This is a genomic window from Thiocapsa sp. (assembly GCF_035467215.1).
Taxonomy (GTDB): Bacteria; Pseudomonadota; Gammaproteobacteria; order Chromatiales; family Chromatiaceae; genus Thiocapsa.
The window spans coordinates 19749-32894 of the sequence record NZ_DATITZ010000110.1 but is presented as its reverse complement, the minus strand read 5'-3'; the positions used below and the strand labels follow the sequence as shown (position 1 = coordinate 32894).

Annotated in this window: 14 protein-coding genes; 9 read left to right on the top strand and 5 right to left on the bottom strand. The window is 62.8% G+C overall.

The window, feature by feature from the left end; all coding sequences use genetic code 11:
- Nucleotides 1-874: 874 nt before the first annotated feature.
- From pufA (VLR48_RS06530) to pufB (VLR48_RS06515), 4 genes are all read right to left on the bottom strand, one after another.
- Nucleotides 875-1030 carry a light-harvesting antenna LH1, alpha subunit gene (gene pufA / locus VLR48_RS06530; protein WP_325290999.1) on the bottom strand — a complete coding sequence of 52 codons (156 nt, stop codon included), beginning with the start codon at nucleotides 1028-1030 and terminating at the stop codon, nucleotides 875-877.
- Between the two features lie 29 nt (nucleotides 1031-1059).
- On the bottom strand, nucleotides 1060-1200 hold the full coding sequence (gene pufB, locus VLR48_RS06525) for a light-harvesting antenna LH1, beta subunit (protein ID WP_325290998.1): 141 nt from the start codon (nucleotides 1198-1200) through the stop codon (nucleotides 1060-1062).
- A 90-nt stretch (nucleotides 1201-1290) separates the two neighbouring features.
- A complete protein-coding gene (pufA, locus tag VLR48_RS06520) occupies nucleotides 1291-1509 on the bottom strand; it encodes a light-harvesting antenna LH1, alpha subunit (protein WP_325290997.1) in 219 nt (72 codons plus the stop codon).
- A gap of 25 nt (nucleotides 1510-1534) precedes the next feature.
- Nucleotides 1535-1678, bottom strand: coding sequence for a light-harvesting antenna LH1, beta subunit (gene pufB / locus VLR48_RS06515; protein WP_325290996.1), 144 nt, complete (start codon nucleotides 1676-1678; stop codon nucleotides 1535-1537).
- A gap of 422 nt (nucleotides 1679-2100) precedes the next feature.
- On the opposite strand from pufB (VLR48_RS06515), the gene kaiC reads away from it, so the two are divergent.
- The 7 genes from kaiC (at nucleotide 2101) to VLR48_RS06480 (ending at nucleotide 9226) form a co-directional block, all read left to right on the top strand.
- A complete protein-coding gene (gene kaiC / locus VLR48_RS06510) occupies nucleotides 2101-3810 on the top strand; it encodes a circadian clock protein KaiC (protein ID WP_325290995.1) in 1710 nt (569 codons plus the stop codon).
- Between the two features lie 21 nt (nucleotides 3811-3831).
- Entirely contained in the window at nucleotides 3832-4149 is a 318-nt protein-coding gene (locus tag VLR48_RS06505; RefSeq protein WP_325290994.1) for a circadian clock KaiB family protein, read from the top strand.
- Between the two features lie 31 nt (nucleotides 4150-4180).
- Complete coding sequence (locus VLR48_RS06500) at nucleotides 4181-4570, top strand: circadian clock KaiB family protein (RefSeq protein WP_325290993.1); 390 nt, start codon at nucleotides 4181-4183, stop codon at nucleotides 4568-4570.
- A 59-nt stretch (nucleotides 4571-4629) separates the two neighbouring features.
- Nucleotides 4630-6726 carry an ATP-binding protein gene (locus VLR48_RS06495; RefSeq protein WP_325290992.1) on the top strand — a complete coding sequence of 699 codons (2097 nt, stop codon included), beginning with the start codon at nucleotides 4630-4632 and terminating at the stop codon, nucleotides 6724-6726.
- Nucleotides 6727-6807: 81 nt separating this feature from the next.
- A complete protein-coding gene (locus tag VLR48_RS06490; RefSeq protein WP_325290991.1) occupies nucleotides 6808-7446 on the top strand; it encodes a response regulator transcription factor in 639 nt (212 codons plus the stop codon).
- Nucleotides 7447-7645: 199 nt separating this feature from the next.
- Complete coding sequence (locus tag VLR48_RS06485) at nucleotides 7646-8512, top strand: sirohydrochlorin chelatase (RefSeq protein ID WP_325290990.1); 867 nt, start codon at nucleotides 7646-7648, stop codon at nucleotides 8510-8512.
- Between the two features lie 168 nt (nucleotides 8513-8680).
- Nucleotides 8681-9226 carry a hypothetical protein gene (locus tag VLR48_RS06480; RefSeq protein ID WP_325290989.1) on the top strand — a complete coding sequence of 182 codons (546 nt, stop codon included), beginning with the start codon at nucleotides 8681-8683 and terminating at the stop codon, nucleotides 9224-9226.
- Between the two features lie 379 nt (nucleotides 9227-9605).
- Here VLR48_RS06480 and VLR48_RS06475 read toward each other — a convergent pair whose 3' ends face one another.
- Complete coding sequence (locus VLR48_RS06475) at nucleotides 9606-10079, bottom strand: DUF302 domain-containing protein (RefSeq protein WP_325290988.1); 474 nt, start codon at nucleotides 10077-10079, stop codon at nucleotides 9606-9608.
- A 259-nt stretch (nucleotides 10080-10338) separates the two neighbouring features.
- On the opposite strand from VLR48_RS06475, the gene nosZ reads away from it, so the two are divergent.
- Complete coding sequence (nosZ, locus tag VLR48_RS06470) at nucleotides 10339-12651, top strand: Sec-dependent nitrous-oxide reductase (RefSeq protein WP_325290987.1); 2313 nt, start codon at nucleotides 10339-10341, stop codon at nucleotides 12649-12651.
- Nucleotides 12652-12735: 84 nt separating this feature from the next.
- Complete coding sequence (locus VLR48_RS06465) at nucleotides 12736-13059, top strand: c-type cytochrome (RefSeq protein WP_325290986.1); 324 nt, start codon at nucleotides 12736-12738, stop codon at nucleotides 13057-13059.
- Nucleotides 13060-13146: the final 87 nt, after the last annotated feature.

Below are 13146 nucleotides of genomic sequence, written 5' to 3'. Positions count from 1 at the left end.
GCGTCGCCCCCTGCCCGGGGGTGGCCGAATGGCCGTGGAATCAGTGGCCGGATCGCCGTGGAACGGGTGGCCGAATCAGCGTGGAATCAGTGGCCGAATGCCCGTGGAATGGGTGGCCGAATGGGCGTGGAATACGCAGCGGCATGTCCCAGAGTGTGCTGGCAATCAGCAGAGGCGGATGCCGAGCGATTGCGGAACTGTGAGGTCGGTTCCGGAAATCGCATCGGCCGATCTGCAAGGTTCACGGGGGTGGGTCGCCGCGGATCCGCGGTTTTGCGCCGACGGGTCACCGATGGTCATCTCGGGATCACGCCCGGTGCAGAGCCTGCAGATGCAGACGCAAGGGCCGCGAACAGCGGTACGTCGCCGCGGCGTTGTTCGTAAGACGGGCTGGGAGGCTGAACAAGCGAGCGCAAAGTCTACCAGACCCCACGTCGGCGCTGGCGGACAGCACGGCGCTGTCCACCCTGCGGTTCCCACCAGTGACGTGGCGGGGTGTCCGAGCGATCCCCGCGCCGGGCATAAAACAGGAGTGAGGGCAGTGCCCTCACTCCAATCCGCTCGGCTGGTGTTGTCCGAACGAAATCGCTAGCTTCGATGGCAACACCGCAACACAGCAAGCGGCATCACCTCTGAAAAAGAGTGTCGTTTCAAGGGAGACTTGGAATCAGTGCTTGATGACGACGAACAGGTGCGCCCCGGGCGCACGCTCGACGTCGGCGGTCCAGGCCAGTCACCGCCTCGCGACGGGGCATCCCTGCCCCGTCGAAACCTCGGATACCCGATGTCTTGCAGGCTATTTAATGCCGTCAAGGTATCCGATCAGCGCGACGAGGGTTGACGCGATGCCATTTGCTCTCGTCGTGTCGCTTGGCTAGAAGCCATATCCCAGAGAAATCACATAGGTGTGCACGACCAGCGCAACGATCAGCACGGCGAACAGAATCGGCATCAACCAAACGGCGGGATTGACGACCAACCAGACCTTCCAATCGTCTTCGGGGTTTTTGGGTTTGTTGATTTCACTCATCAGAATCACCTTTTCGTGTCAAAAACGGATTAGAACCAAGGATTGGCTGCGAGGACGAACAGATGCACCACCGCGGCGATACCGACAAATGCCGTATAGGTGATCTTGAACTGCTCGTGAAATTCCTTCGCTTGCTGCTCGGTCAGACCCGATAAGGATTGGTCAGCCATCGTTTATCTCCAGCAAGAATGATTGAAAAGACCCGTCTTATCTTGGCGCGTCGGTGACCCGCTCGGTCAGCGGCGCTACCGAGAATTCGATTATTCAGCAGCCGCGGCCGGCGCTGCCTCGACTGCGGCCGGCGCTTCGGCAGCCGCCTCGACCGGATCGAAACCGATGCCCAGCGACCAGGCGTAGGCATGGACAACCAATGCCACTGCCAGCACCGCGAATAGGATCGGCATCAACCACACCGCCGGATTCAACACCAGCCAAATCCGATAGTCCTTCTCAAGCGGCTTGTAGTCGAATACGTTCATGGATTTCTCCTCTCAGAACCTGGAACTAAAACCAAGGATTGGCCGCGATCACGAACAAATGCACGAGCGCCGCAATGCCGACGAACGCGCTATAGGTGATCTTGAACTGCTCGTGAAACTCCTTCGCCTGTTGCTCGGTTAACCCGGAAACGCTTGCCTGTTCAGCCATGGATCGGCCTCCAACCTGTGAATATCGCCGAACCCCTGAGGTTCGGCTGCTTCTTTACTCTCGCGGCGATCATCGTCGCGAGAACCCGTTGCCCTGTAATCCGGGGCAGGATTACCTAGGACCAGCAAGCTATCTCACGTTATTTAGCAAGCTATAATACTTGTTGAACCTAGTAATCTTACGTGTCATCTTAGCTTGACACCGCGAGTTGTCAAGCATGTTTTACATTATTTTTCCGGGCCCTTTCCACGCCCCTGACGTCCGGCGATCTTTGGATCGCGGACTGGATTAAGATGGGAGGCAATCGCAGGTGCGCCGCATGGCGGCTCGCCGACGATGGGCAGTGGCGCGACCCACGCCGAACCGGCGCGGCGACCGCGATCCCGAGGCACAAGGCGCGTCCGTTGGAGCAGACGACATCCATGCAGACTGAATTCCCAAACGAGAACGGACGGACCGGCATCGCGAAATGCCGGACCGGGATCCGTGGTCTCGACGAGATCACCGGCGGAGGGTTGCCGCGCGGGCGACCGACCCTGATCGGCGGCGCGGCGGGTTGCGGCAAGACACTCCTGGCGATGGAGTTCGTCGTCCGGGGCGCGCGCGATTTCGACGAGCCGGGCGTATTCATGGCCTTCGAGGAGAGCGAGGAAGAGTTGATCGCCAACGTGGAATCACTCGGATTCGCACTGGGTACGCTGGTGGAACAGAATCGAATCCTGCTCGACAGCGTGCGGATCGAGCGCGGCGAGATCGAGGAAACCGGCGAATATGATCTGGGGGGTCTGTTCGTGCGGCTCGGCAGCGCGATCGCCGAGGTCGGGGCAAGGCGCGTGGCGCTGGACGGGATCGACGCACTGTTCGCCGCCCTGCCCAGCGAGGCAATCGTGCGTGCCGAGCTACGGCGTCTGTTCCGCTGGCTGAAGGATCAGGGTGTGACGGCGGTGATCACCGGCGAGCAGGGCGAGAAAACCCTTACGCGGCATGGCTTAGAGGAGTACGTCAGCGACTGCGTCATCTTCCTGGACCATCGCATGACCAACCAGGTCGCCACCCGCCGTCTGCGCATCGTAAAGTATCGCGGCTCCCGCCACGGGACCAATGAATACCCGATCCTGATCGACGAAGCGGGTTTCAGTGTCCTGCCGATCAGCTCGGTCAACCTGAGCCACCGCGTCTCGCGCGAGCGCGTATCCACCGGCATCCCGAGATTGGACGCCATGCTGGGCGGCAAAGGCTATTACAAGGGCAGCAGTGTCCTGGTCTCGGGCACCGCCGGTGCGGGCAAGAGCAGCATCGCAACGGCGTTTGCCGACGGCGTCTGCCGCCGAGGCGAACGCTGTCTCTTTTGGTCCTCGGAAGAGTCGCCCGACCAGATCCTGCGCAACATGGCCTCGATCGGATTCGACTTGCAGCCGCACATCGACCGGGGGCTGTTGGTCTGCCATGCCGTACGCCCGACCCTGTATGGACTGGAGAATCATCTGGTCAGCCTACACAGGTTAGTCGAGTCAATCCGTCCCGCCGCGGTCATTCTCGACCCGATCACCAACTTCGCCGCGGTCGGGGATACCGCGGAGGTCAAGACGATGCTCACTCGGATCATCGACTTCCTGAAAGGTGCCGGGATCACCGCGCTGTTCACCAGCTTGACCCAGGGGTCCGAACCCAGTCAGCTGGAACAGACCGACGAGGGCGTCAGCTCCCTGATCGACACCTGGCTGCTGCTGCAGATGGCGCAGTCCGTCGGCGAGCGTAATCGTCTACTCTACGTGCTGAAAAGCCGCGGGATGGCCCATTCCAATCAGGTTCGAGAGCTCGTGCTGGACAGCGAGGGCATCCATCTGGCCGATGTCTATACCGAGTCCGGCGAGGCTCTCACCGGTGCGGCGCGAATCGCGCAGGAAACGCGTGATCAGGCGTCCAACCTTGCGGCGAGGAAGGTCCATGAGCGAGCACGACGCGTCTTGGAGCTGGAACGCCGAGATCTCATGGCCAGAATTCAGTCGCTGGAGGCACAGCTCGCTGGGGTCGATGAGGATGCAGCGATCGCCAAGGCCGAAGAGGCCCGACTTCTCGCGGTCGCCTCGCACGATGCAGCCCCGATGTCTCACGCGAGGGGCGCGGACTGACGCAGGCAGAGGGAATCGACGATGAATCAGACCGACACAACCCTGTATGATTCGGAAGAGGATGCGGCAGGCTGGTGCTTGCGCCTTTACGTCGCCGGTCAGAGTCCGCGCTCCCTTCGGGCCTTCGAGAACCTCAAGGCCCTATGCGAGACGCATCTCGCCGGACGCTACGACATCGAGATCATCGATCTGCTCGAGAACCCGCGACTCGCCCGCGGCGACCAGATCGTGGCAGTGCCCACGCTGGTGCGCAAGCTGCCCGAACCGGTGCGCAAGATCATCGGCGACCTTTCGAATACGGAGCGTGTGTTGGTCGGCCTCGACCTGCGCCCCCGGTGAAGAACCTTAACGCCTCGAGCAGAGGATCGCCATGACCGCCAGACGTCTCCCGTCCCCCGGGCCCGATTCCGCAGGCGCGGCGCCCATCCCCACGCAGTTACCCGGGAGCGATGCCGTCGCTCGGACGAAGGCCAGCGGCGGTCACGTCCTCACACTGTACGTCGCGAGCCTCACACCCCGCTCCGTCGCGGCGATCCGCTCGGTCAAGGATGTCTGCGAGAAACATCTGCAAGGCCGCTACGATCTGGAGGTCATCGATATCTACGAGCACCCGACCTTGGCCAAGAGCGAGCAGATCGTGGCCGCCCCGACCCTGATCAAGAAGCTTCCGCTGCCGCTGCGCCGCCTGATCGGCGACATGGCCGACGAGCATCGCGTCCTGGTGGGCCTTGATCTGCGGCCCAGGGACGAGGTTGGCTGAAATCCGGATTGACTCCTTGGACTGATCGTATGGCGCCCCATCCGAGGGAGGGTCGCGAGATGACCCCGAACGCCGTCATCGACCGGCTCACGGCGGAAAACCTCGAGCTGCGCACCCGTCTCGAGGAGGCGGAAGACGCCTTGCGCGCCATTCGCGAAGGCGAGGTCGATGCCGTCATCGTGAGCGGCACTCAAGGCGACCGCGTCTTCTCTCTCATGGAGACGGAGAACCTCCATCGACTCATGGTCGAGACCATGAACGAGGCGGGCCTGGCGATTTCCCCGGATGGACTCCTGCTCTACGCCAACGACCGGGCGACCGCGCTGCTGAAGCGGGGGCGCACCCAACTCTTGGGGCACCCGATCCTGGAGCTTGCCGCCCCCCACGACAGCGAGCGCTTGCGACACCTGCTGGAGGCATCCAGGCACGGCATTGCCGATGATCGGGTGGTCTTCCTGGCCGCCGACGGTGCGGCCGTGCCGATGCATCTTTGGGCGAGCCGACTCGACCGCCCGGCAGGCGCGATCATCTGCCTGGTCGGCACCGATCTCAGCCGCCTGGAGGCCGATCGGGCGCTCGTCGCCCAGCTCGAGGAACAGCAGCAGGCCCTCAGCGCGTCGCGCGCCGAGGCACTCGAACTGATGGCACAAGCCTTTGCTGCCCGCGAACAGGCGGCAAGGGCTGCCCATGAACTACGCGAGAGCGACCGTCGGAAGGACGCCTTTCTCGCCACTCTGGCCCATGAGCTGCGCAACCCGCTTGCACCCATCCGCAACGCGCTCGAGATCCTCAGCTTGAAGGATGTCGCCGCCCCGGCGGCCGTCGAAGCTCGGGAGATGATGGACCGTCAGCTCGCCCACCTCGTCCGACTGGTCGACGACCTCCTCGAGGTGTCGCGCATCACCCACGGCAAGATCGAGCTGCGCAGGGAGGCGGTCGAGCTGGCGAGCGTCATCGACAGCGCCGTCGAAACCGTCAGGCCGCTGATCGACGCGGCCAGCCAACGTCTCGTGGTCAACCTTCCGGGAGAGCCGCTCTGGCTGGAGGGCGACCCGACCCGCCTGTCGCAGATCTTCGGTAACCTGTTGAACAACGCCGCGAAATACTCGGATGCAGGGCAGGAAATCCAAGTCGAGGCGAGAACGGTCGACGGCGGTGTCTTGGTCTCGGTCCAGGATACCGGGGCCGGCATCCCTGCCGAGCTTCTGCCCCGAATCTTCGACATGTTCTCCCAGGGACACCCGAAGCCGTCGATTGGCCGGAGCGGACTGGGGATCGGTCTATCGCTGGTGAATAAGCTCGTCGAGCTGCACGGCGGTCGTGTCGAGGCACGCAGTGCCGGGCCGGGCCGGGGTAGCGAGTTGGTGGTGTTTCTGCCCCTGCTCGCCCGACAGGGCGCTGCTCCGCCGACCGAGCATCGCGTCGTCGCCGCTTCGGCAACTGCGGCAGAAACCTCACGCATCCTTGTCGTCGACGACAACCGGGACGCCGCGAAGAGTCTGGCGATGCTACTCGAGCTCAAAGGCGCCGAGATTCATGTCAGCTACGATGGACCCTCGGCCTTGGCGGCATTGGAACAGGACCCCGTGGACGCCGTTATCCTCGACATCGGCATGCCCGGCATGAACGGCCTGGAGGTGGCCCGCCGGATCCGCGCTCGCCCCGAGTATCGCCGAATCGCGTTGATCGCGATGACGGGATTCGGCGAGCAGTGGGATCGACAACGCTCGCTCGACGCCGGCTTCGATCGGCACTTGGTCAAGCCGATCTCATTCGACAGCCTCGATGCGGTCTTGCGTGATCTGCGCGATCGCGACCGGCCACCGCATCCTCTGCACCGGGATCCCGCAACGATCGAGGCCCGCGCCGCACCCCTTCTCCACGACTTGGCCCAGCCGTTGAGCTCCGCCGGGTGCTACGCCTTGGCGGCACGCGCCCTTGCCGCAGGATCCGGCGCCGACACGGCGCGCTTACGCGACGCGCTGAGCGGAATCGACCAACAGATCAGGCTTGCAGGCACCATCATGGAGCGCCTTCGCGAGACGCTGCGCAGCTCGGCAAACCCGGCGATCGACGACCCAAGTCCAGGTGGCGACTCCACCCCCCCGGGCGGACGGGGCAAGGGCGACGCACTGCCCGCTCCGGACCCGGTATAATCGCGCTGTCCCGAATGTCGGACATCAGTGCCGGCCACGTCCGGAATCAACGAGGGAGGTGTCGAACCTGAGGAGGTCTGCATGACCAGCGAGCCGATTGCCTACATCGTCGACGACGATCCCGCATTGCGCGATGCGGTCTGCGCGCTGCTGGAGTCGGTCGCGATCCGCTCGAGCGCATTCGCCGATGCCGAAGAGCTTCTGCAATCCGGCGTGCTCGAAGAGCCAGGACCCGCATGTCTGCTCGCAGACGTCCGAATGCCCGGAATCAGCGGGATGACGTTGCTAGAACGGCTGCGCGATTCGGGTATCGAGATCCCGACGATCGTGATTACGGGCTACGGGGATATCCAGATGGCGGTGCGCGCCATGAAGCTGGGCGCCGTGGATTTCATCACCAAGCCGTTGAACGCTCAGGCGCTCCTCGAGCTGGTACAGAACACCCTGTACAATGCCGGCGCCGCGCTTGGACCGGACGCGGACGCGACGCTGCAGCGCTATCGTGCCTTGACGCCGCGCGAGCAGCAGGTCTTTCACGCACTCACCGCGGGACAAACCAACAGGATGATCGCCGACGTGCTCGGCATCAGCGTGCGTACCGCGGAGTTTCACCGCGCGAGCGTCATGAAGAAGATGCAGGCCAAAAACCTTGCCGATCTGACACTCGCACGCGTGACCATTCAAGGTCGACTTCCGAAGGAACCGACGCGCGCGCCCTGACCGAAGCCTCTGGCGCACTCGGCCTTCATCGATCCTCGCACGTCGCTCCAATACGGCGCGGAGCAAGTCTCGGCATCCTTGGCGGCATAAACGCGCTCGTCAGCAAGGGCCCGGGCCGCACCCGTGCAATTGAGTGAAAGGGTCGACTACCCCACCTCTGGCTAACCGGGATCCGGATCCCATCGGAGATGAGGACAACGTGCGCGATATCCTGCTGATCGACAACGGCTCCAAGAGAGCCGATTCCACGCTGAGCCTGAGACGGATCGCAAGCGGTCTCGCCGAGCGTCTCGGCGAGAGCGCCCACCCCGTCTCCCTGCTGCACTCGGACCGAATCCCGCCGAGCGAGCTGCACGGGCAACCCGCCGACACCTTCGAGACATTTCTGCGTCGTCGCCTGAGCGAGGACACTCGGCATTTCTTGATCCTTCCGCTCTTCTTCGGCCCGAGCCGGGCCATCAGCGACTATGTCCCGGAGCGCGTCGCAGCCCTGCAGGAGGATTTCGGCCCGTTCGAGGTCCGGATTGCGCGAGCACTCTGCCCCTTGCCGGAGGGTGAGCCCGACTTGGTCGAGATCCTTCTGGAGCGGATTCACGAGACCGCCTCCGAGCAAGGCATCGCACCGCGTCGGATCCTATTGGTCGACCACGGCTCGCCCATCCCCGCCGTCACCGAGGTTCGGCGTTGGCTTGCCCGGCAGTTGGCGCAACGGCTCGCCGACGACTCCGACCCTCCCGTCGCGCTCGGCGAGGCCGTGATGGAGCGGCGCACCGGAGCGGAGTACGACTTCAACGGAGAACTTTTGGAGGATCGTCTTCGCGCACTCGCTACACAGGACGTCTCGACCCCGCTCATCCTCTCCATGTTGTTCCTCTCGCCCGGACGACATGCCGGTCCGGGCGGCGATATCGCCGAGATCTGTCATTCGGTCGAGCGCGATCACCCGGGTTTTCGCGTCCATCCGTCCGCGCTGGTGGGCGGTCATCCACGTCTGCTCGACATCCTGACGGCACGGCTGGCGGAGATGGACACAGCGCCTACCGCTCGGACTGACCCCGAAGCCTAGCCTCGAAGAGGCGGTAGACGACCGATCCTTGCCGAAACATCCAAGCGCCCGACACGACGCACTTCATCGCTCGGGCTCGAGGCGCCGACCAAGACGTCCGGATTGGCATCCCTCGGATTGCGGTCGATAGTTATCGACGGGACAACACACTCGAAGGAGCAGCATCGAATGGCCAAATCCGATCGCACCAAAGACTTTCGCTGGCGTTTTCATCGCCTCGGCGGTTTCGACCAAGTCCGCATCGAGACCGGCGCAGACGTCTGTCATCTCGCCGAGCTGGATCAGAAGCTCTGGGCCGCGTTGAGCTGCCCGACTACCGGACTCGAGCTCGACACCCACACCCACGCCCTGCTCGACACGGACGAGGACGGCCGCATCCGTGTGCCCGAGATCCTGGCGGCAGCCGATTGGACCTGCCGCGCCCTGAAGAACCCGGACGATCTCGCCAAGGGCGAGGCCGTGCTCCCGCTCTCGGCCATCAACCCCGAGACGGACGAGGGGCGCCGCGTCCTGGATTCGGCCCGGAACATCCTCGCCAACCTCGGCAAGCCCGAGGCGGACGTCATCACGGCCGAGGACACCGCCGATACCGGAAAGATCTTCGCCACCGCGCGCTTCCGCTCGACCAGGGCGTCAATCCGGCGTGGTCGGCGGCACTGCGTGAGTTTCGCGACCTTGTCGTCAACACGCTGCTCGGTCCGCACCAAGAGCTGACCGAGACCGAGTGGCTCGATATCCGTCGGCGGTTCGCCGCCAATGCCGCCTGGATGGCCCGCATGCAGGGTACCGCGGCCGATCCGCTGGGGATTCAGCGGGTGCGCGAGCTGCTCTCCGACGGGACCGAATCGGCGATCCGCGCACTCATCGAGCAGGACCTCAAGCTCGCCGAGGCCGTCGACGCCATCGTCCTGGTGGATCGGCTGGTGCATTACTACCGGTACCTCTTTACCCTGCTGAACAACATCGAAAGAGGCGGAGGATGGGTCGACGGACTGACCCGAGCCGCGACATCCAGGTGCACTCGCCGCCTGAACGGTACGGATGCGCGTACCGAGAACATTCCCCCTCGGGAGACCGCGCATCCATCAACGCCTCATCGATCGACCGAAGCGAAGCCGAGGATCGCGGCGTCTTCAGCCGCGATCTCCGCAAGCACCGGTCCGACGTCTCCACCCATCAGCTTTGACATCAGAGCCATATCCATCGACGCGAGATAGGTTTGACCATCGGACTTTTCATACACGGAGATGGAGCATGGCGCCATGACCGATACAAACTTCGAGTCGTCATTGGCGAACATCCGCGACGCGAGCTCGGGCGAGCAGAGCTTAATGACCTTCATCCGCCCGGGGTCCCGTTGATGATGGGCCATCAACGATTTTTGAAAGTCGAAAGTTTGTGGAACGATCCAACCTTGCGCTTGTGCGTTCTCCACGACCTTCGCCACCGTGGTATCGAAGTCGTACGGGCTGCGCTGCTCATGAATAAACAGAGAGCCCATAGAGCAGCCGGCCAGCAGCACGAGCAGGCCGACACAGGAAACAGACAGACTGTATCGCGTTGACATCTCCGAAACCCCCTCATTGAGCATGGCCTCACTAAGAATATTAGCATCTTCTACTATTCTTGCCTGACCAAAAGCCTGCCCCCGCCAAGCTAATCCAGTTGTCACGCATACGTCATGCCGCCACCGCCAAAAGTGCGTGATATCACACACCACCCGCAGGATTTAACATAGATCAAGTTTCTCGGCGGTGCCTTTTGCTAGTTTGGCCGGGTCGAGAGACCGGTTCGAGATCTCGTTCAATGGCACCGGAGGAGGGCACATGAATAAAAGAGCGCAACGTTTGACGACCCTGGCCACGGGAGTCGTCCTCGGATTGGGGGCCGCAGGCGCCGCCTGGTCCGAAGACACCCTGAAGGACGTCATGGACCGACGCGGCCTGACCGAAAAGGATCTTCTCGCCGCGGCAAAGACCTATGTCCCCACGGGCGGGCGCGACGAGTTCGTGGTCTTCGCCTCCGGCGGACAGTCCGGGCAGGTCATCGTCTACGGCATCCCCTCGATGCGGTTGCTGAAATATATCGGCGTCTTCACCCCCGAACCCTGGCAGGGCTACGGCTTCGACGACGAGTCCAAGGCAGTGCTGGAGCAGGGTCGCGTCCGCGGCAAGGATCTGGTCTACGGCGACACCCATCACCCGGCGATGTCCGAGACCGACGGCGCTTACGATGCCAAATTCGTCTTTATCAACGACAAGGCCAATCCGCGTATCGCGGTGATCGATCTGCACGACTTCGAAACCAAGCAGATCGTAGTGAACCCCTTCTTCAAATCCGCCCATGGCGGCGCCTTCGTCACGCCCAACACCGAATACGTCATGGAGGCGGCGCAATACGCCGCCCCGCTGCTCGAGGACGGTTTCGTGCCGCTCGAGGAGTTCAACGACAAATACCGCGGCGGCCTGACCTACTGGAGCTTCAACAAGGAAAAAGGCCGCATCGATCCGGAAAATTCCTTCACGCTCGAGCTCGGTCCCTACAGTCAGGATCTCTCCGACGCGGGTAAGAAGGACAGCTACGGTTGGGGCTTCACCAACTCCTTCTGTACCGAGCGTTATGTCGGCGGCATCGAGCGCGGACGCCCGCCCTTCGAGGCCGGGTGCTCCTCCAAAGACACCGACTATCTGCATGTCACCAACTGGAAGAAGGCCGAGGAGCTGGTCAAGGCCGGCAAGGTGAAAAAAGAAAAGGGGATGTACTTCATCCCGTTGGAGCAGGCGATCGCCGAAGGCCTGCTCTACCTGGTGCCCGAGCCCAAGAGTCCGCACGGCGTGGATGTCACGCCGGACGGCAAATACATCATCGTCGCCGGCAAGCTCGACAGCCATGTCTCCGTCTACAGCGTCGAGAAGATCATGAAGGCCATCGCGGATGGCAATTTCGAGGGCAAGGATCCCTACGGCGTGCCGATCATCCCGATGCAGGACGCGCTCCATACGCAGGTCAATCTGGGGCTGGGCCCGCTGCACACCCAGTTCGACTCCAAACCCTGCGTCGCCTATACCTCGCTGTACGTGGACTCGCAGGTCGCGAAATACGACTACTGCGAAGGCAAGGTCCTCGACAAGCTGTCGATCCATTACAACATCGGTCATCTCATGACGATGGAGGGCGACACCGTCAACCCGCAGGGCAAGTATCTTGTGGCCCTGAACAAGCTCTCGATCGATCGTCATCAGCCCGTCGGCCCGCTGCATCCGCAGAACCATCAGCTGATCGACATCAGCGGCGACAAGATGCAGCTCATCTACGACATGCCCTTGCCGCTCGGCGAGCCCCACTATGCCGCCGCCATTCGTGCCGAAAAGCTGCAACCCGCCGTGCGCTACAAATCCGGCTGGAACAGTCGGACCGATGAACAGCACCCGAATCGGACCCGCGCCGGCCGCGAGACGACCGAGCGGACCTGCGATGCCGACGGCAAATGCACGACGCGCGTCATGGGTACCGTCATTCGCTCGCACATCACCCCCGAGATCATCGAGGCGGAGGTCGGCGACCAAGTCCATCTGCATCTCACCAACCTCGAGCGCGCCCAGGATCAGGTGCACGGCTTTGCGCTCTACGGGCAAAACGTGAACCTCTCGATCGAGCCCGGCAAGACCGCGTCGTTCAGCTTCGTCGCCGACGAGGAAGGCGTCTTCCCCTACTACTGCACGGAGTTCTGCTCCGCGTTACATCTGGAGATGCAGGGCTATCTGCTGGTCCGTCCGAAGGGCTACCAGGCAACCGAGGTCGCGATGGTCGAAGGGACGCTGTATTCGCAAGCCGACTACGACACCCAGGTGAAGACCAACCTCGAGACCCAAGCGGTCATCGACCAGGTCGTCGCCTATATCACGGCTCGGAACTTCCAGGATTTCCCGACCGCGGTCGCGCTCGTCGAGGACGCCACCGACCAGCTCGGCTTCGCTCAGGAGTCCAAGAAGAAATCGGAAGACGCCGCCGCCAAGGCCGATTGGCAGAACGCCATGCTCTGGGCCAATCAGTGGTGGCAATACCAGGTAAAGGCCGCCGACCTGGGCCTGCGGGCGAAGAACCTCCTGGACGAGGAGGGCGCGACGGTCAACAAGTGAAGTAGCGTCATTGACCGGGATCCCGATCCCGGTCCATGACAGCCTCTCGACATCCGCAATCGGCTAATCGCCGGAGAGTCCACGATGAACGCCTTGAAGTCCGTTCTCATCTCGATCTCGATCGCCGCGGCGACAACGGCATCCCTGCCCGTTCTCGCGATGGACGGCGCTGAACTCTACGTCACCAAGACCTGTGTAGCCTGTCACGGCAAGGACGCCAAAACACCCATTCTGCCCATCTATCCGAAGCTCGCGGGACAAAGCCCGGATTACGCCTACAATCAGATGGTGGATATCAAAAGCGGCGCCCGCAGCAACGGCATGACCGCAGCGATGAAGGGTGTCATGCACCTCGTCAACGAGGACGAGATGCGAGCCATCGCGAACTGGCTCGGCACGTTGAACTAAAGGCTCGCCGCTCGGCGTCACTCGCCTCATCGATCGTTTGTCCGGAGCGCGTGTCTCCTCGCAGTGCCAACATGTTTCATCTCAACA